Origin of the sequence: Neisseria subflava, assembly GCF_003044645.1 — a bacterium.
GTDB lineage: Bacteria > Pseudomonadota > Gammaproteobacteria > Burkholderiales > Neisseriaceae > Neisseria > Neisseria subflava_B.
This window is the reverse complement of sequence record NZ_POXL01000003.1, coordinates 322,795-341,468: the sequence shown is the minus strand read 5'-3', so window position 1 is coordinate 341,468 and position 18,674 is coordinate 322,795. Positions and strand designations below refer to the sequence as shown.

At 47.8% G+C, this 18,674-nt stretch carries 18 protein-coding genes and 1 pseudogene; 13 read left to right on the top strand and 6 right to left on the bottom strand.

Annotation, left to right across the window (positions count from 1 at the left end; all coding sequences use genetic code 11):
- The 3 genes and pseudogenes from DBY97_RS05295 to rpoD all read left to right on the top strand — a co-directional run.
- Positions 1 to 227, top strand: a pseudogene (locus DBY97_RS05295) (type VI secretion system contractile sheath large subunit); the annotation flags it as partial.
- A gap of 370 nt (positions 228 to 597) precedes the next feature.
- Positions 598 to 2,370 carry a DNA primase gene (gene dnaG, locus DBY97_RS05290; RefSeq protein ID WP_107857694.1) on the top strand — a complete coding sequence of 591 codons (1,773 nt, stop codon included), beginning with the start codon at positions 598 to 600 and terminating at the stop codon, positions 2,368 to 2,370.
- Positions 2,371 to 2,564: 194 nt separating this feature from the next.
- Complete coding sequence (rpoD, locus tag DBY97_RS05285; protein WP_107857693.1) at positions 2,565 to 4,517, top strand: RNA polymerase sigma factor RpoD; 1,953 nt, start codon at positions 2,565 to 2,567, stop codon at positions 4,515 to 4,517.
- 113 nt (positions 4,518 to 4,630) lie between these two features.
- Here rpoD and DBY97_RS05280 read toward each other — a convergent pair whose 3' ends face one another.
- Positions 4,631 to 5,983, bottom strand: a complete 1,353-nt coding sequence (locus tag DBY97_RS05280) for a polynucleotide adenylyltransferase PcnB (RefSeq protein WP_107857692.1) — start codon at positions 5,981 to 5,983, stop codon at positions 4,631 to 4,633.
- Between the two features lie 216 nt (positions 5,984 to 6,199).
- Between DBY97_RS05280 and DBY97_RS05275 the strand changes: the two genes are divergently transcribed.
- The 5 genes from DBY97_RS05275 (at position 6,200) to DBY97_RS05255 (ending at position 8,823) form a co-directional block, all read left to right on the top strand.
- Positions 6,200 to 6,385 (top strand): DUF3460 family protein, encoded by a 186-nt coding sequence (locus tag DBY97_RS05275; RefSeq protein WP_003680728.1) that lies wholly within the window; start codon positions 6,200 to 6,202, stop codon positions 6,383 to 6,385.
- 12 nt (positions 6,386 to 6,397) lie between these two features.
- Complete coding sequence (locus DBY97_RS05270; RefSeq protein WP_107857691.1) at positions 6,398 to 7,066, top strand: class I SAM-dependent methyltransferase; 669 nt, start codon at positions 6,398 to 6,400, stop codon at positions 7,064 to 7,066.
- A gap of 14 nt (positions 7,067 to 7,080) precedes the next feature.
- Positions 7,081 to 7,836, top strand: a complete 756-nt coding sequence (locus tag DBY97_RS05265; protein ID WP_107857690.1) for a tetratricopeptide repeat protein — start codon at positions 7,081 to 7,083, stop codon at positions 7,834 to 7,836.
- A gap of 79 nt (positions 7,837 to 7,915) precedes the next feature.
- Positions 7,916 to 8,401: a 5-(carboxyamino)imidazole ribonucleotide mutase gene (gene purE / locus DBY97_RS05260; RefSeq protein ID WP_003686478.1), complete on the top strand. Its 486-nt coding sequence runs from the start codon at positions 7,916 to 7,918 to the stop codon at positions 8,399 to 8,401.
- A gap of 89 nt (positions 8,402 to 8,490) precedes the next feature.
- Entirely contained in the window at positions 8,491 to 8,823 is a 333-nt protein-coding gene (locus DBY97_RS05255) for a hypothetical protein (protein ID WP_107857689.1), read from the top strand.
- A gap of 82 nt (positions 8,824 to 8,905) precedes the next feature.
- Here DBY97_RS05255 and DBY97_RS05250 read toward each other — a convergent pair whose 3' ends face one another.
- Positions 8,906 to 10,699 carry a 2-isopropylmalate synthase gene (locus tag DBY97_RS05250; RefSeq protein WP_003746532.1) on the bottom strand — a complete coding sequence of 598 codons (1,794 nt, stop codon included), beginning with the start codon at positions 10,697 to 10,699 and terminating at the stop codon, positions 8,906 to 8,908.
- 226 nt (positions 10,700 to 10,925) lie between these two features.
- On the opposite strand from DBY97_RS05250, the gene DBY97_RS05245 reads away from it, so the two are divergent.
- A complete protein-coding gene (locus DBY97_RS05245) occupies positions 10,926 to 12,041 on the top strand; it encodes a methyltransferase (RefSeq protein WP_107857688.1) in 1,116 nt (371 codons plus the stop codon).
- A gap of 121 nt (positions 12,042 to 12,162) precedes the next feature.
- Here DBY97_RS05245 and bfr (DBY97_RS05240) read toward each other — a convergent pair whose 3' ends face one another.
- On the bottom strand, positions 12,163 to 12,636 hold the full coding sequence (gene bfr, locus DBY97_RS05240) for a bacterioferritin (RefSeq protein WP_107857687.1): 474 nt from the start codon (positions 12,634 to 12,636) through the stop codon (positions 12,163 to 12,165).
- Positions 12,637 to 12,665: 29 nt separating this feature from the next.
- Positions 12,666 to 13,130 carry a bacterioferritin gene (gene bfr / locus DBY97_RS05235; RefSeq protein ID WP_004520304.1) on the bottom strand — a complete coding sequence of 155 codons (465 nt, stop codon included), beginning with the start codon at positions 13,128 to 13,130 and terminating at the stop codon, positions 12,666 to 12,668.
- A gap of 419 nt (positions 13,131 to 13,549) precedes the next feature.
- Between bfr (DBY97_RS05235) and typA the strand changes: the two genes are divergently transcribed.
- On the top strand, positions 13,550 to 15,361 hold the full coding sequence (gene typA, locus DBY97_RS05230) for a translational GTPase TypA (protein WP_107857686.1): 1,812 nt from the start codon (positions 13,550 to 13,552) through the stop codon (positions 15,359 to 15,361).
- A 101-nt stretch (positions 15,362 to 15,462) separates the two neighbouring features.
- Here the strand turns inward: typA and DBY97_RS05225 are convergent, their stop codons facing one another.
- Positions 15,463 to 16,419: a cupin domain-containing protein gene (locus tag DBY97_RS05225; RefSeq protein WP_107857685.1), complete on the bottom strand. Its 957-nt coding sequence runs from the start codon at positions 16,417 to 16,419 to the stop codon at positions 15,463 to 15,465.
- 128 nt (positions 16,420 to 16,547) lie between these two features.
- Here DBY97_RS05225 and DBY97_RS05220 point away from each other — a divergent pair, with 128 nt between their 5' ends.
- Positions 16,548 to 16,883: a carboxymuconolactone decarboxylase family protein gene (locus tag DBY97_RS05220; RefSeq protein WP_003686488.1), complete on the top strand. Its 336-nt coding sequence runs from the start codon at positions 16,548 to 16,550 to the stop codon at positions 16,881 to 16,883.
- A 112-nt stretch (positions 16,884 to 16,995) separates the two neighbouring features.
- Positions 16,996 to 17,364 (top strand): rhodanese-like domain-containing protein, encoded by a 369-nt coding sequence (locus DBY97_RS05215; protein ID WP_070838085.1) that lies wholly within the window; start codon positions 16,996 to 16,998, stop codon positions 17,362 to 17,364.
- A 55-nt stretch (positions 17,365 to 17,419) separates the two neighbouring features.
- Here the strand turns inward: DBY97_RS05215 and DBY97_RS05210 are convergent, their stop codons facing one another.
- Positions 17,420 to 17,758 (bottom strand): hypothetical protein, encoded by a 339-nt coding sequence (locus DBY97_RS05210; protein ID WP_107857684.1) that lies wholly within the window; start codon positions 17,756 to 17,758, stop codon positions 17,420 to 17,422.
- Positions 17,759 to 17,856: 98 nt separating this feature from the next.
- Between DBY97_RS05210 and surE the strand changes: the two genes are divergently transcribed.
- Positions 17,857 to 18,612 (top strand): 5'/3'-nucleotidase SurE, encoded by a 756-nt coding sequence (gene surE, locus DBY97_RS05205; protein ID WP_070827020.1) that lies wholly within the window; start codon positions 17,857 to 17,859, stop codon positions 18,610 to 18,612.
- Positions 18,613 to 18,674: the final 62 nt, after the last annotated feature.

Here is an 18,674-nt window from a genome sequence, read left to right as displayed (position 1 = left end):
AGTTGGAACTGAATAATTGGATCAATACCCTGGTAACGGAAATGACCGACCCGAGCGACGAGCTGCAGGCAACACATCCGTTAAGGGAGGCAAAAGTATTGGTGGAAGATATCGAGGACAACCCGGGTTTCTTCAAAGTCCGCCTGTTTGCCCGCCCGCACTTCCAAATCGAAGGCTTGGATGTCAACTTGTCATTGGTATCTCAAATGCCTAAAGAGAAGAAATAAGCAATTAGGTAAACTTGAAAAATCCTCTTTCCAAAAAGGAAAGAGGATTTCTACTCCTACAAGTAATTATTTCTTTGCCCATAGGTATAAAGAAATTTAGTCAAAATATCCAGTGAAATCTACAATTTTGGAACAACATCTCCCTTAACCTAGGCTCCTTGGTATAACAAAAATTTGTAATATTTGTGATTATTTTGAACATGAAATACTCTTTCCAAATACACTAAAAAGGATAAGACACATGTATTACAACAATTTGCTATAATATAAAACTCAGTTCAACCCTCATCCAAAATTCCATTTTCAGACGGCCTTTGTCTGTTTATAAGGCCGTCTGAAATGTTTTCCGTCCATCCTCTTCTGCCGAGCCATGATTCCATCTGATTTCATTGACGAGCTTTTGTCCAAAGTCGATATTGTCGATATTATCGACGAGCAGGTTCCGCTGAAGAAAGGCGGGGCGAACTATATGGCCTGCTGTCCGTTTCACAAGGAAAAGACGCCGTCGTTTTCGGTCAGCCCGACCAAGCAGTTTTACCATTGTTTCAGTTGCGGGGCGCATGGTTCGGCGATTGGTTTTGTGATGGAACATCAGGGGCTGTCGTTTCCGGAGGCGGTGCAGTTTTTGGCTGATCGCGTCGGTATGACGGTGCCTAAAGTTCGCGAGCAGGAAGACAATCCCGAAATCCGTGCCGAACGTAAGAAAAAACAGCAGACTTTAGAAGAAACGACGGCAGCGGCAGCGGATTTTTACGCGCAACAGTTGAAATTCAATCCGGCAGCGAAGGCTTATTTGGACAAACGCGGCTTGAGTGCGGAAGTCATCGCGCATTATGGTTTGGGCTATGCGCCTGACGGTTGGCAATCTTTGGCGCAAGTATTCCAACCCTATCCGAATACTGCGTTGGTGGATACGGGCATGGTCATCGACAACGAAGGCAAACATTACGACCGCTTTCGCCATCGGATTATGTTCCCTATCCGTAATCCACGTGGGCAGGTCATCGGCTTTGGCGGCCGCGTATTGGATGACTCAAAACCCAAATACCTCAACTCTCCCGATACCCCTTTGTTTGACAAAGGGAAAAACCTTTACGGGCTATATGAAGGGCGTGCTGCCGTAAAAGAGGCCGGACGGATTTTGGTGGTCGAAGGCTACATGGACGTGGTCGCATTGGCGCAGTTCGGCGTCGGCTACGGCGTAGCGGCTTTAGGTACGGCAACCACGGCGGAACATGTCAAAATCCTGATGCGCCAGGCCGACAGTATTTATTTTTGTTTTGACGGCGACGGCGCAGGACGTAAAGCGGCTTGGCGCGCGCTGGAAAATGCGTTGCCGCAATTAAAAGACGATAAATCGCTGCATTTTCTCTTCCTACCCGAAGAACACGACCCAGACAGCTACATCCGCGCCTACGGCAAGACTCAATTTGAAGATGCCTTGTTAAACCAAAGCAAGCCTCTATCCGAATATTTTTGGGAACATCTTTCAGACGGCCTCAACCTCAATACGCAAGAAGGCAAAGCAGAATTAGTCAAAACCAGTTCTCCGCTTTTGGCTCAGATTACCGCACCGGCATTGGGCTATCTTCTGAAACAAAAACTCAGCGAGCTGGTGGGCATTGACCCTGACAACCTCGCCCAATTACTCGGACAAGAAGCGCCAAAGCGGCACGTCAAACAAAAAAGTTACAAACTGCCGCCTATTTCTGTCAAACAGCCAACCATGCTAACACTGGTTCAAAGACAGATACGCAGCCTCTTGATAAATCCGGCTTGGGCTTCATATATAGACCTGCCCGATTATTTGGCTTTAAGTGGCGACTTCGCCTGCCTTGCCAATCTGGCCGAAACCATCAAGCATCACGATACGATTCCTGCAACCGCACAAGTGCTTGAATATATGCGCGGTTCGCCCTATGAGGAAACCGTCAATCAAATCTTTTTATCAACCCTTCACTCTGAAGAAATGGAAGGGGATAACGAAGAAGATTGCGAAAGTTTCCAAATCGGCATGAAAAAGTTGTTAAATGAATTAAAATACAGTCAAATCGAAACTTTAAAGCAAAAAAGTATTCAAACTGGTTTGACCGAAAATGAAAAAAGACTATTGCTGTCACTTTTGACGGCAAAGCAAAACTAACCCCTCAGGCCGTCTGAACAATCTAAACACACGCTGCGAAACATGACACGCAGAACACTCCATCCGTAATATTTTCAGACGGCCTCAGAGTATTAAAGTGAAATCTGATTTCACAACAAAAAGCTCTGCTCCGCCTTCAGGTACGGCCACATCACCGTAAACCGTCGGCATCCTATCAACCTAGAGAGCAATCCATGTCTAAAAACCAAAACTACGAAGAATACCAAGACCAAGATGACAACCGTCCCTTGAGTATCGAAGAGCAGCGCGCCCGTCTGCGCCAACTCATTATCATGGGTAAAGAACGCGGCTACATCACTTATTCCGAAATTAACGACGCGCTGCCCGACGATATGTCCGACGCCGAGCAAATCGACAACATCGTCAGCATGATTTCCGGCTTGGGCATCCAAGTAACCGAGCAAGCCCCCGATGCTGAAGACATCCTCTTGAGCGACAACGCCGCCGCCATGACCGACGACGATGCCGTTGAAGAAGCCGAAGCAGCACTCTCCAGCGCAGATTCAGAATTCGGCCGCACTACCGACCCTGTGCGCATGTATATGCGTGAAATGGGTCAAGTCGATCTGTTGACGCGCGAAGATGAAATCATCATCGCCAAAAAAATCGAAAATGCACTGAAAAACATGGTGCAGGCAATCTCAGCCTGCCCAGGCTCGATTGCCGAAATTCTGGCTTTGATCGAACAAGTCCGCAACGACGAAATCCGTGTGGATGAAGTCGTTGAAGCCATTATCGACCCTAATGAAGTCTTGTTGAACGAATTGGGCTTAGGTCACTTAGAAAATGCCAAACCAGATGACGAAGAAGGCGAAACCGTTAGCGATGATGAAGATAGCGACGATGAAGATGAAGACGATTCAGGTAGCGACTCTGAAGCCATATCCGCCGCCCATTTGGCCGAACTGAAACAAAAAGTTTTGGAACACTTCGCCTTTATCGAGAGTGAATACGGCAAAATGATCAAGCAGTTGGAAAAACACGGCAGCCAACACGCCAACTACCTGAAACATCGCGATGCCATTGCCAACAAACTGTTGGAAGTCCGTTTCGCCACACGTCAAATCGAAAACCTGAGCAGCAGCCTGCGCAGCCGCGTTGAAAACATCCGCAAACTCGAACGCGAAATCCGTGACATCTGTATCGACCGCGTCCGTATGGAGCGCGACTACTTCATCAAAAACTTCCTGCCTGCCATTACCGATTTGAAATGGGTAGAAGAAGAAGTAGCCAAAGGCCGTGTATGGGCAAACGCGTTGGATCGTTTCCGCCACGCCATCCTCGAAAAACAAACCGAGCTGGCAAATATGGAAGCTGAAACCCGCATTTCCATCGAAGAGTTGAAAGAAATCAACAAAAACATGGTGTTGAGTGAAAAAGAAACCTCAGCCGCCAAACAGGAAATGATTCAGGCCAACTTGCGTTTGGTTATTTCCATTGCCAAAAAATACACCAACCGTGGCTTGCAGTTCCTTGATTTGATTCAAGAAGGCAATATCGGTCTGATGAAAGCGGTGGACAAATTCGAATACCGCCGCGGCTACAAGTTCTCGACTTACGCCACATGGTGGATCCGTCAAGCGATTACCCGTTCCATCGCCGACCAAGCACGTACCATCCGTATTCCGGTTCACATGATTGAAACCATCAACAAAATGAACCGTATCTCGCGCCAATACCTGCAAGAAACAGGTGAAGAGCCTGATTCCGCCAAACTGGCCGAGTTGATGGAAATGCCGGAGGACAAAATCCGCAAAATCATGAAAATCGCCAAAGAGCCGATTTCCATGGAAACACCGATTGGCGACGACGACGATTCGCACTTAGGCGATTTCATCGAGGATGCCAACAACGTTGCGCCGGCAGAAGCTGCGATGTACACCAGCCTGCACGAAGTAACCAAAGAAATCCTCGAAAGCCTGACGCCGCGCGAAGCCAAAGTTTTGCGTATGCGTTTCGGTATCGATATGAATACCGACCACACTTTGGAAGAAGTCGGCAAACAATTTGACGTAACCCGTGAACGTATCCGTCAAATCGAAGCCAAAGCCCTGCGCAAGCTGCGCCACCCGACCCGCAGCGACCGCCTCCGCAGCTTCCTCGACAGCGAAGAAAACAAATCATAAAAGCAAACCGCAGGTTGAAAGACCTGCGGTTTTTTTGAAATACGAAGGCCGTCTGAAAACCAAATCTCAGAAGATTTAATCGTTTCAGACGGCCTTAAATTTATTTTGATAACTTATTCAGCCTCAGTGGTTTTCTTTTTCGGACGACGGCGGCGACGTTTGGGTTTACCATCAGTTGATCCACTTTGTTTCTGACGTTTGTGATCATTGGCCGCAATCATTTGCTGGCGTGTTTCCTCATCGGCATGTTGGAAAGTTGTCCACCAAGAAGCCATCTCTTTATCAACCTCGCCAACCTCGCTACGCAAAATCAGGAAATCATATGCGGCTCGGAAACGTGCTTGTGATAGCAGGCGATACGGGCGTGCGCCACGCATATTGTCGAATTGCGGCTGAAATTGCCAAATTTCACGCATGGTTGCAGAAAATCGTTGCGGTACGCCCCAACCCTTCTCTACCGTATCTCGCATGGTGTTCATCGCATCCATCAATGCAGGGACAGGTTTTTGTCCATGGCTTAGATTGCGTTGCCACATAGCATTTAGTGTCGGCCACAATACCGCCGCCAATACGAAACCGACGGAAACGGACTTATCCGCACGGATACGCTCGTCGGTATTTTTCAAGGCCAACATAATCATACGGTTTTCAGCCGCTTCAGCAGTTTTCAAGGCATCTAAAAGCGGATGGATGCCTTCGGGAATACCCAACTCATTCAATCGTTTTAAACAGGAGCAGGAATAACCGGAAAACAGAATTTTCAGAATTTCATCAAAAAGACGAGCAACAGGCTCATTTTTCAGACGGCCTGCATATTCGGCAATCGGCAAAGCCGTTTGCTCTTCCACTTCAAAGCCCAACTTGCCCGATAAACGTACAGCGCGAAGAATACGGACAGGATCTTCCTGATAGCGTTCGGCAGGATCGCCTATCATCACCAATTTTTTATCGGCAACATCAGCCACGCCCTGATGGAAGTCCCAAATCTCCTCTTTAATCGGGTCGTAATACAGCGCATTGCAAGTAAAGTCGCGACGCATGGCATCTTCTTCAATGCTGCCGTAAGTATTGTCCTTCATAATACGGCCTTGCGCATTTTGCTGAACCTTATCGCCGCCGCGGAACGTCGTCACTTCAATGGTTTCAGGGCCGATCATCACATGAACGATTTGGAAGCGGCGGCCGATAATGCGGCTGCGGCGGAATATTTTACGGATTTGCTCCGGCGTGGCATCAGTTGCGATATCAAAGTCTTTGGGCTCGACCCCGAGCAACAAATCCCGAACGGCCCCACCCACAACATAAGCCTGAAAACCAGCTTCATGCAGGCGTTTGGCAATTTTCTCCGCGGCAAAGCTCAACATATCCGCATGGATACCATGTTGCTCAAATGGAATAATCTCCTTTTCAGGCAACGACTTGACGTGTTTTTTAGGCAACACTTTATGCAGCCATTTTTTTAACATAAGCAGCTCTTTTCACAATAAAAAAGGCCGTCTGAAACTTGTCCGGCTTAAGCCTTTGCACAATATTCTGCCGCGGAAGGGGCAAAACATTGAGCAAAGGCTTCAGACGGCCTAAAAAAGACGTGCCATTATACCTTATGGAAGTTCGATTAATTAGCGTATTGGCAAAAAATATCGGCTATAATGACAGTTTGACAACGATTCAGGCAGAACATCATGTACCACTACAAATCCGAAGCTACCCAATTCCTCGACAAACTCATGGAAGACAACCCCGAAATGGAAGCGCAACGCCTCGAAAACCGCCATTTGCTGTGGGATGTTACCCTCAATCCGACAGAGCAGGCCGAATTTGAAGCGGCCAAAGTCAACAAAAAACCCTACACCTACTATCAAGACTAATCCCGTATCGGCATGACGACCAACACGCACAATACCGATCCGGCATTACAACATTACCTCAACAGCATCGGTCAATCCGAACATCCCGTTTTGACCGCATTGCGCGAGCGTACCCAATCACATCGTCTGGGAAAGATGGCCATCGCACAAGAGCAGGCAGCCATGTTGGTGTGGTTGGCCAAATTATTGAATGCCAAAAAATATTTGGAAGTTGGCGTCTTTACCGGTTACAGCAGCACCTCCGTGGCGCTTGCCCTCCCCGAAGACGGCAAAATCACGGCTTGCGACATTAATGTAACCTTTACCGATATTGCCCGCGAAACATGGCAGGCAGCAGACGTAGCACATAAAATCTCGCTTCATCTGCAACCGGCTTTGCTGACTTTGGACGATTTGATTGCGCAAGGCGAATCGGAAAGCTACGACTTAGCGCTTATCGATGCCGACAAACCGCCTACGCCGAAATATTTTGAACGCTGTTTGCAACTGGTACGGAGCGGCGGCGTGATTGCCATCGACAATATCTTGTTGGGCAGTCGCGTCATGAATGAAGCTGCCGAAAACGATCCGCCCAGCTTGGATATCCTGCGCCATTTCAACCAAAATCTGCCGCACGATACACGCATTATTCCCATTACCCTGCCAATCGGCGACGGTTTGACATTGCTACTAAAAAAATAAAACGACACAATCCGATGAAAACATTATCACATTCTCTGTTTCTTTTGCCGCTTACTCTATTGGCCGCATCATGCGCCGTTTCCCATCCTCCTCAACCTGTCGACAATCCCAACTTTGTCCTGCCGGATATTCCGCGTGAGCCTTTACCTGAGAAAAATATTCCCTATCCGCGTTTGGACGCACAAACCCAGATTGACCACTTGGGCATACAAATTGCCCGACTGGAACGCACGGTTGAAGAATTAAATCAACGCTTGCACACATTGGAACAACAACGAAACATCAAACGTCCGACTACTTCGGTTTCCAACCCCAAAGCCCAAAGATTGGACGACCGCAAGCTGAAAATGAACTATTTGGCAAATGGCGGCGGCGTGCCGTCTGAAACAGACTCAGCTTCGCAAAACGAATTGCGCCTTTATAATCAGGCGCAAAAATACTATCAGCGCAACAACTTCTCTGCCGCAGTAGCCATTTTGAAAGAGGCTGACGGTGGCAACGGCAGCGAAATTGCCCGCCGCAATATGTATCTGCTCCTGCAAAGCCAACAACGTCTGGGCAACTGCGAATCCGTTATCGAAATCGGCAACCGCTACGCCAACCGATTCCGCAACAGCCCGCAAGCTCCCGATGCGATGTACAGCATCGGCCAGTGCCAATACAAACTGCAACAAAAAGACATCGCCCGCAGCACATGGCGCAAACTGATACAAAGCTTCCCCAATAGCGAAGCGGCAAAGCGCGCTTCCATCAGCCTTAAACAAAGATAAACGTTCAGACGGCCTTGTCATTCCCAAGGCCGTCTGAATATTTTTTACCCTTAATCCATTCAAGCAAAAGGAACTCCTCATGATCCAAGTCGGCATTATTATGGGCAGCAACAGCGATTGGCCGGTGATGCAGCAGGCAGCACAATTTCTCAAAGAATTCGGCGTTGAATACGAAGCGCGTGTCGTCTCTGCACACCGTACGCCTGATTTGATGTTTGAATACGCCGAAACCGCACGCGAACGCGGCATCAAAGCCATCATTGCCGGCGCAGGCGGCGCAGCGCATTTGCCGGGCATGGTCGCAGCCAAAACCACCGTCCCCGTATTGGGCGTACCCGTTCCCAGCAAATATCTGCGCGGCGAAGACTCCCTGCTTTCGATTGTACAAATGCCCAAAGGCGTTCCAGTTGCCACATTTGCCATTGGCGAAGCAGGCGCGGCCAATGCGGCGCTGTTTGCCATTTCACTTTTAGCCAACGAAAATCCTGAATTGGCTGAAAAATTGGCGGCTTTCCGTGCCAAACAAGAGCAAACCGTTCTAGCCATGGAATTGCCTGAAGCATAACGGACTAAGGCCGTCTGAAATTGTAAAAGGAAACTTAGATTTCGTTTTACGCTTTTCAGACGGCCTTGTTTATTGATTAAATCAACATCATGAAAACGCTGCTATTCATCCTACTCTCCACCCTGCTTTGTGCCTGCCAAAGCCCAAGTATTCCTGCCCAATCAAACGCTACTCCATCTCAGCAACAGGCCCAAGATACTACCGGCAACCTGATTATCTTCTATGATGTACAAACCGGTTCTGAGCCATTGCTAAAAGCAGTGAAAGCCTCCGGCGCAAGTTTGATTTATGAATACAAAAACCTGAACGGCATTGCTATTCGTCCGTCTTCCAAGACCAAGATTGAAGATGCCATTGCCTATTTTAAAAAGGTAAACGGCGTATTGTCCGTCGAACAAGATAGGCTGCTGAAACTTCAATAACCGAGCTGGTTCTTCGGACTAATAAAAAAGCCGTCTGAAACGTATTACAACGTTTTCAGACGGCCTTTACTTGTTCAAAGCATTAAATCATGCCTCTGCCTTGCGCTTTTGGCTTGGCTTGGCCGAATTCCAATTTACTCAGCGCAGACAAATAGGCTTTAGCAGTTGCCACCAATACGTCAGTATCTGCACCTTGGCCGTTGACCACACGGTCGCCACGTTGCAGGCGGACGGAAGTTTCACCTTGGCTTTCTGTACCTTGAGTTACCGCATTGACAGAGTAAATCTGCAAGGTTGCGCCACTTTGTGCCACACTTTCAATGGCTTTGAAGATGGCATCAACAGGGCCCGAGCCGCTAGCGGAAGCGTGTTTTTCTTCGCCGCGAATACTGAACACAATATCGGCGCGCGGTTCTTCGCCAGTTTCAGTGCTGATTTTTTGGGAAATGAATTTGTAGCTTTCGGTATTCATATTGCCCATTTCGTCAGACACCAAAGCGTGCAGGTCTTCATCAAAGATTTCGCGTTTCTTATCCGCCAGCTCTTTGAAGCGTGCAAATGCCGCGTTCAACGCTTCTTCGCTTTCCAATTCAATACCCAAATCTGCCAGCTTGCTGCGGAATGCGCTGCGGCCGGAGAGTTTGCCCAAAGTCAGGCGGTTGGTTGACCAGCCGACTGATTCGGCAGTCATGATTTCATAGGTTTCAGGGTGTTTCAACACGCCATCCTGATGGATGCCTGATTCATGTGCAAAGGCATTTGCGCCGACTACTGCTTTGTTTGGCTGAATCGGATAGCCGGTAATGGTGGATACCAGTTTGGATACCGGCACGATTTGCGTGGTATCGATGCCTGTTTCCAAGCCGAACAAATCATGGCGCACTTTCAACGCCATCACGATTTCTTCAAGGCTGGCATTGCCCGCGCGTTCGCCCAAACCGTTGATAGTACATTCCACCTGGCGCACGCCTGCCTGAACAGCGGCCAGCGAGTTGGCAACCGCCATACCCAAGTCGTTGTGGCAGTGGGTCGACCAGACTACTTTGTCGCCGTTGGGCACGCTTTTGATGATGTTGCTGATACGCTCGTACCATACGGAAGGGATGGAGTAGCCGACAGTATCGGGAATATTGATGGTGGTTGCGCCCGCTTCGATAACCGCCGTAAAGATTTTGGCGAGGAAGTCCAAATCCGAACGCACGGCGTCTTCGGCGGAAAATTCCACATCATCGGTGTATTCTTTGGCGATTTTCACCGCTTTGACCGCCGCATCGATGACCTGCTGCGGCTTCATTTTCAGTTTGTGCTCCATGTGGATGGGGCTGGTGGCGATAAAAGTGTGAATACGTTTTTTCGGCGCGGGGGAAACGGCTTCGCCTGCTTTACGCACATCGTTTTCAACGGCACGCGCCAACGAGCAGACCGTGGATTTGGTGATGATTTTGGCAATCGCATTAACCGACTCGAAATCGCCCGGACTGGCTGCGGCAAAACCTGCTTCAATCACATCGACACCCATCTTTTCCAACTGGCGGGCAATACGGATTTTTTCCTCTTTGGTCATGGATGCACCCGGCGACTGCTCGCCGTCGCGCATGGTGGTATCGAAAATGATAACGCGGTTGGTTTGTGTCATTTCTGTTCTCTCCAGAGATTCATTTTTTTGTAAAAAAGCATTCAAATCAAGCGGTCTGCCTTGCGCTTCCGCCAAAGCGGTCAGTTTTTGCAACTGAGCCAAAGGCAGGGAACCGCGTGTACGCCATTTGTAGATAGCCGCAGTGGTCGCAGCATTTTCCGGGTCGTGCTGTTTCAGGGCTTCGGCCAGCGCGTTTACACCGCCAAAATAGGCAACCAAACGGTCAATGTCTAATTGCATGATGTTCCTTGTCCAAATCTGATTAAGATTATTGAGTTCTAGTTTTGCATTATACTCATTTTAGACAAAACGACAATCTATTTTTATCAAAATATTGGTATAAATTTTAAAACTTGAGAAATTTTTATACATTTTGTCTAATTTGGACTATTAAAAGCTCCTCTCAAACCGAACACATCCTAAATATAGTAAACTAATCCCCTATTTCCCCGATTTGAAACACATTATGCCCCATACCATCCCTACCAACCGCTCCGACATCGAATGGCGCAACGAAAGTACACAAAAGCCACCCAAGCAGGCGGTTTACATACAAGGAGCAGGCGCAACAGAAATCTTAAAAAATGCCCACGCGCAAACTGCAACTGTTTGGACTGGCGATTTTCACAATGCCACGCAAGTCTTATCTGCAATGAAAAAACGTATCCGCAGGCCGTCTGAAAAAAAGAAAGGCGCACCTGCCGATATTCAGACAGCCTTTCATGCCCACCGTATGAAACAGGCGCAACAAAGCCGTTTGCTCAATATGCTTGCCATCGAAATCCAACCTAATTTTCAACTGGACAATGCGCGTGCACCCGACATCTACGCCGCTCTGTGCGATGTTTACGACACACCAAACGATAAGCCGTTTCTTTTACCGCTGAATCAATTACTGGGCTTTATCGGTGCGCACGAATGGCACAAAAAAGGCATAGACATTCCTCAGCTTGATGGAAAAATCCATGTTCCTTTCGGCGTATTCTCTCCACTGCGTGGCGAATATTTGGATTTAATCGCCCAAGCGCCACTCGCTCCCAATATTCAGACGGCCTTTGACATCGGCACCGGCTCAGGCGTGATTGCCGCTATTCTCGCCAAACGAGGCATACCCGACATCATTGCCACAGACACCAACCCAAAAGCAATTGCCTGCGCCACAGCAAACCTCGAACGCCTAGGCTTGGATAAAGCCGTCAGCATTCAATCGATTGATTTATTTACCGAAAGTTGCGCCGACCTTATCGTCTGCAATCCGCCTTGGCTGCCGGCAAAACCGACATCCGCTATTGAGACTGCCCTTTACGACCCCAATAATGCCATGCTGACCGCGTTTCTCAACGGCGTACGCCAGCACTTAAATCCGAACGGCGAAGCCTGGTTGATTATTTCCGACTTGGCAGAACACTTGCATTTGCGCGATAAAGACTTTCTAAACCAATGCTTTCAGACGGCCTCGCTCAATATAGTCGATATTTTGAAAACCAAACCGCAACACAAAAAAGCAATAGATGAATCCGATCCTTTGGCGTTTGCCAGAAACAAGGAAACTACTTATCTATACCGTTTGAAAGCGATATAAAATCAAGGCCGTCTGAACATTCGGACGGCCTTTAAGCATTTTCATAAAAGAAAACGGCATATCCGTAAAGATATGCCGTCGATGGGAGCAGGGACTGCTATATTTGGCAGTGGTTTGTGTTTTAGTCCTCTTGCGCCCCAGTTTGCAGGTAGTTTGGCAAACCAACTTTGCCAATCAATTCCTGCTGGGTTTCAAGCCAGTCGATGTGTTCTTCGTTGATGTCTTTTTGTTTTTCCAACAAATCACGGCTGACGTAGTCTTGTTGCTCTTCTGCAAGAGCGATGGCTGAAACCAGAGCATCATGTTTTTCATACTCTTTTTTCAGATCGCAGGCAATGATTTCTTCGGTAGATTCACCGATCAACAGTTTACCCAATTCTTGCAGATTAGGCAGGCCTTCCAAGAACAAAATACGTTCGATCAAATCGTCTGCGGATTTCATTTCGCGGATGGACTGTTTGTAGAAATGACTACCCAATTCTTCAAAGCCCCAGTTTTTCAAAATGCGGGCATGCAGGAAGTATTGGTTGATGGTAATCAGCAACAAGCCTAAGTTTTTGTTCAATTCGCGGATAACTAAGCGATCGCCTTTCATATTCAGCTCCTTGTATGTTATACGCTAGATTACAGTTGGCTTTGGTAGTAGTTGCCTTCGCCGACCAATTCGATCAGACGCAGTTGTTGTTCCAACCAGTGAGCGTGATCTTCTTCAGTGTCTTTCAGTTGGGCAATCATCAAATCGCGGGTAACGTAGTCTTGAGCTTCTTCGCACAACTTGATACCTTTTTTCAGCGCATCGCGTACTTCGTATTCAGTGTTCAAGTCTGCTTTCAGGCAAGAGATTACGTCAGTACCAATGTTCAGTTCGGCACGGGTCATTTTAGGCGTACCGCCCAACATCAGGATACGACGGATGAAGTCTTCGGCGTGAGTGGTCTCTTCTTCCATCTCGTGGTTCAAACGTTCGAACAGTTTGGTGTAACCCCATTCAGAGTACAGGCGAGAGTGGATAAAATATTGGTCGCGAGCAGCCAACTCACCAGACAATAATTCGTTCATGTAATCAATAACTGCTTGGTTGCCTTGCATAATTCTTTCTCTTTCTTTTAAAAGTTGATAATCACGAAATGAAGATTCGTGTGTTGTTATGGAATGAGGTAATTGTATGCACAAGTAGCACTTTTGACAAATTTTCTATTTAAAATACAAACAATTATCAAAAAAGTTAACCAGCCAAAAAGGCCGTCTGAAAAATTAATCCCCTGTTTTTAATAATATTTTTTTGACATTAGTATTAAGAATCCATTGCATTATTCAAAAACATTTACATTCGTTAACCATAAATAAAAGCAAATAATCCAACAAAATCAATCAAATTTAATTATGAATTATTCTCAACTGCTTTTGTCTCATTTTTTTGAATCTTCTACTCGGTCAACACTTAGGAATCGTGCTATAATTACCAGTTATCTTTTTTTTAAGCACCTAGCTGAAACACATAAATCATCATGAAACAAATCCGCAATATTGCCATCATCGCCCACGTCGACCATGGCAAAACCACATTAGTTGACCAATTGCTGCGTCAATCTGGTACATTCCGTTCCAACCAGCAAGTCGAAGAACGCGTCATGGACAGCAACGATCTTGAAAAAGAGCGCGGCATTACCATTCTCGCTAAAAATACCGCCATCGAATACGAAGGCTACCATATCAACATCGTAGATACCCCAGGACACGCCGATTTTGGTGGCGAAGTGGAACGTGTCTTGGGCATGGTTGACTGCGTCGTACTGTTGGTTGACGCGCAAGAAGGCCCTATGCCGCAAACCCGTTTCGTGACCAAAAAAGCCTTGGCTTTGGGTCTGAAACCTATCGTTGTTATCAACAAAATCGACAAACCGTCTGCCCGTCCAAGCTGGGTTATCGACCAAACATTCGAATTGTTCGACAACCTGGGCGCAACAGACGAACAATTGGACTTCCCTATCGTCTATGCTTCCGGCCTGTCCGGCTTTGCCAAACTGGATGAAAACGACGAGAGCAGCGACATGCGCCCTCTGTTCGAGACCATTTTGAAACACACACCTGCACCAAGCGGCAGCGCGGACGAAACGCTGCAACTGCAAATTTCCCAACTGGACTACGACAACTACACCGGCCGCCTCGGTATCGGCCGCATCCTGAACGGCCGCATTAAACCCGGCCAAATGGTTGCCGTCATGAACCATGAAGAACAAGTTGCCCAAGGCCGCATCAACCAGCTGTTGGGCTTCCAAGGCTTGGAACGCGTACCTTTGGAAGAAGCTGAAGCCGGCGACATCGTGATTATTTCCGGTATCGAAGACATCGGTATCGGCGTAACCATTACCGACAAAGACAATCCCAAAGGCTTGCCTATGTTGAGCGTGGACGAGCCGACCCTGACCATGGACTTTATGGTCAATACTTCTCCTTTGGCCGGTACTGAAGGCAAATTCGTGACTTCCCGCCAAATCCGCGACCGCCTGCAAAAAGAATTACTGACCAACGTTGCCCTGCGTGTTGAAGATACTGCCGACGCTGATGTATTCCGCGTTTCCGGCCGTGGCGAATTGCACCTGACCATTTTGTTGGAAAATATGCGCCGCGAAGGCTTTGAATTGGCAGTCGGTAAACCGCGCGTGGTATTCCGTGAAATCAATGGTCAAAAATGCGAGCCTTACGAAAACCTGACCGTAGACGTACCAGATGAAAACCAAGGCGCGGTCATGGAAGAACTCGGCCGCCGCCGTGGCGAATTGACCAATATGGAAAGCGACGGTAACGGTCGCACACGTTTGGAATACCATATTCCTGCACGCGGCCTGATCGGTTTCCAAGGTGAGTTTATGACCTTGACCCGCGGTACCGGCTTGATGAGCCACGTTTTTGACGACTATGCTCCGGTTAAACCTGATATGCCCGGCCGTCACAACGGCGTATTGGTTTCTCAAGAGCAAGGTGAAGCCGTTGCTTACGCCCTTTGGAACTTGGAAGACCGCGGCCGTATGTTCGTTTCTCCAAACGACAAAGTCTACGAAGGCATGATTATCGGCATTCACAGCCGCGACAACGACTTGGTGGTAAACCCTCTGAAAGGTAAAAAACTGACCAACGTCCGTGCCAGCGGTACAGATGAAGCCGTACGCCTGACTACGCCGATCAAATTGACTTTGGAAGGTGCAGTTGAGTTCATCGACGATGACGAACTGGTTGAAATCACGCCACAATCCATCCGCCTGCGTAAACGCTATCTGAGCGAATTGGAACGTCGCCGTCATTTCAAAAAACTGGACTAATTCTGTTTGATTGATACGTTTTAAAATTAAGGCCGTCTGAAAAGTGTTTTGGAAATCCTAGATTTCATTTTTACACTTTCAGACGGCCTTTTATCATCTGTTCAAATAAAATAAATCGGCATTTCTTCCGCTTGTACTGCTGCTTCATCAGCGCGATCATTCTTACGATATTGCCCCGGCGATATCCCATATTGCTTTTTAAATGCCTTGCCAAAATGCGTTTCCGATTGAAAACCGACCGAGAGCGCAACCGATAAAACCGAATCCGCCGTCTGTTTCAACAATAATGCCCCCTGCTGTAAGCGGATACTGTTTACAAAGGCATGCGGGCTTGTTCCCGTCTGCTGCTTAAATACACGCATTAACTGGGCGCGAGACAAGTTGGCAATCACGGTCATTTTCTCGATATTCCATTCCTCTTCCGGCTTATCCACTACTGCCTGAAGCAAATTCCGCAGGCGTTTGTCCTGCCAACCATTCAACAAACCGCTTAATTGCGCTTCCCCATTTTTTTCCAAGCTGGCTCGAAGTAGAAATACCAGCAACACCGAAGCCAATGCATTCACAACCGCTACCGAACCGGACAAAGCCTGACCGCTCTCATACTGCAACAATGCCACCAAATACTGTAAAGAAGGATGGTTGATATTCAGCAAAACCGTATCAGGCAGCCCCACCATAATATCTGCCTGCGCTTCATATTCAAACCGCGCGCAGAAAAGATGCAAAGCCGCATCGCCTCCTGCATGACTCTGCTTGACTTTAAATGCGCCTTTTTCACTCGTCAGCACGTTGACGCCGAGATTTTCACAACTGCTATCGCTGCTCAAAGTATGCCCTACACTACGCGGGAAAAAAATGACATCCCCCGCACTCAGCAGCCTTGCCTCTTGCTCCCCATCAATTCGGATATAACCCGAACCGGCAGTTACGATATGCACCAAACCATGCGCACGCTTTGGTTCATGCCGCACATACCACTCCCCCCGAAAAAGACATTGAACATCCACGCTACCTCTTACCTGCGCCAATTCAACCAGCCTATCCAAAATATCCATAGTGTTTTTTACCAATAAATGAGATGTTTTGACGATTTTATTCTTCCAATTATTGCAATAATACACACACCAAACACAAACGGATAGGATTTTTTATCTTATCCACTCACATTAAGAAAGGACATATCATGTTTAAAGACTGGCCTGAACATACCGCCTTGGTAAAAAAAGCATTCGGCGAACTGGGTAAAAACCATCCTAAAATGCTGCAAGCCTACGGCGCACTGGATCAAGCAGCCGCTGCCGAAGCACTGGATGCCAAAACTCGCGAACTGATCGCCATCGCCGTTGCCATTACCACACGTTGCGAAAGCTGTATCAGCGTGCATGCAGCCGCAGCAGCCAAAGCAGGTGCAACCGAAAGCGAAATCGCCGGCGCATTGGCCACCGCTATCGCCCTGAACGCAGGTGCCGCTTATACCTACGCTTTGCGCGCTTTGGAAGCAGTAGAAACCCAACGCTAATCGGTTTGTAAAATCAGGCCGTCTGAAAGCCAACTCCCCTTTCAGACGGCCTGATGAAATGCTAAACTGATAAAGTTATCATATTGTTTTCTGTCTAATAGGAGATTGAACCATGAAGAAACTGCTGACCGCCGTACTTTTTGCCGCCGCTGTGGCCACTCCTTTGGCCGCTTCCGCAGCCTCTATGCCTAAAGTTGAAAAAAGCGCGGCTCAACCTGCAAAAGCAAAAGGCGTTTGGATTGATGTCCGCTCTGCCGAAGAGTTTAAAGAAGGCCATTTGCAAGGTGCGCTCAATATTCCGCATGACCAAATCGTTGACCGCATCAAATCCGTCAGTCCGGATAAAAATGCGCCGGTAAACCTCTACTGCCGCAGCGGCCGCCGTGCAGAAGCCGCGCTGACTGAGCTGAAAAAAGCCGGCTACACCAACGTAACCAACCATGGCGGTTATGAAGACTTGGTGAAAAAAGGTTTGAAATAAATCTAGCTGATTTTAAAAAGGCCGTCTGAAACTTTACAGACGGCCTTTATTGCCATTACAGACAGCAACTTCCAAATCTCAAACGTTTGCTGAGACCTGTTTCGTGAATTAATTGTTTGATAACCAAAATATTGGTGTTATCGGCCAAGGCGCGAATGCTGTGCGCTTCCATCGGCTCAAGACGGATAACTTGCAAGCCTTCAGTCTGCAACACTTCGCCCACCGTTTTGATTTCGGCTTTGCCGTTTAAAACCAAAAGCAAAATAATCGCATCCGCCTCATATGCCGGAATTTCATTATTTTTCTGCAGTGAAAGCTGAACAATCTCCTGATTGCCGTCTGAAGCAATCACGCCTCCCAATAAAGCTTTGGGGTCTAACTCATAATGTTTCATTATTATCCTTTCCGCCCAAACGTTGCCGATTCGTGGACAATCGCTCAAGCAAACCAGTACAATACCGCCCATCTTACCGATAGACACAATATTGTCACATGAACATATTAATCTCAAACGACGATGGTTATCTTGCGCCCGGTTTGGCAGTTTTGGCAAGAGTATGTGCAGAATTTGCCAATGTCAGGGTAGTTGCGCCCGAACGCGATCGCAGCGGCGTCAGCAATTCCCTGACTTTAGACCGTCCTTTACAACTGAAACAGGCGGAAAACGGGTTTTACTATGTGAACGGCACGCCCACCGACTGCATTCATGTCGGCCAACACGCCCTTGCCGATTTCAAACCCGACTTAGTCTTATCCGGCATTAACAACGGGGCAAACATGGGTGATGATACGCTTTATTCCGGTACGGTTGCCGCCGCAACGGAAGCCTATTTAATGGGCATTCCCGCTATTGCCTTTTCGCTTGCCGATTCCAGCGGCCGTTATTGGGAAACTGCGGAAAAAGCCGCTTGGATGCTGCTTTCCTACTTTCTTAAACGCCCTATTTCCAAACCCATCTTATGGAACATCAATATCCCTGCCGTCGCACCTGAAGATATCCAAGGCATAAAAATTACACGGCTTGGTCGTCGCCATCATGAACAAAGCATTGTTCCCATGTATAATCCACGTGGCGAACAAATTTATTGGATTGGGCCGGTCGGCGATGTTTCCGACAGCGAAGAAGGTACCGACTTTGGCGAATGCGCGTCCGGCTTCATCACGATTACCCCGCTGCAAGTCGATTTGACTGCCTACGGACAAATGGAGCAAACCGCTTCCTTTTGGTCAGAAATCCCTGCGCCTTAACAGTCCCTAACAGCCGAACACTTGAGAAACAAGCATATTTTTATTATGATATGCTCCGACGA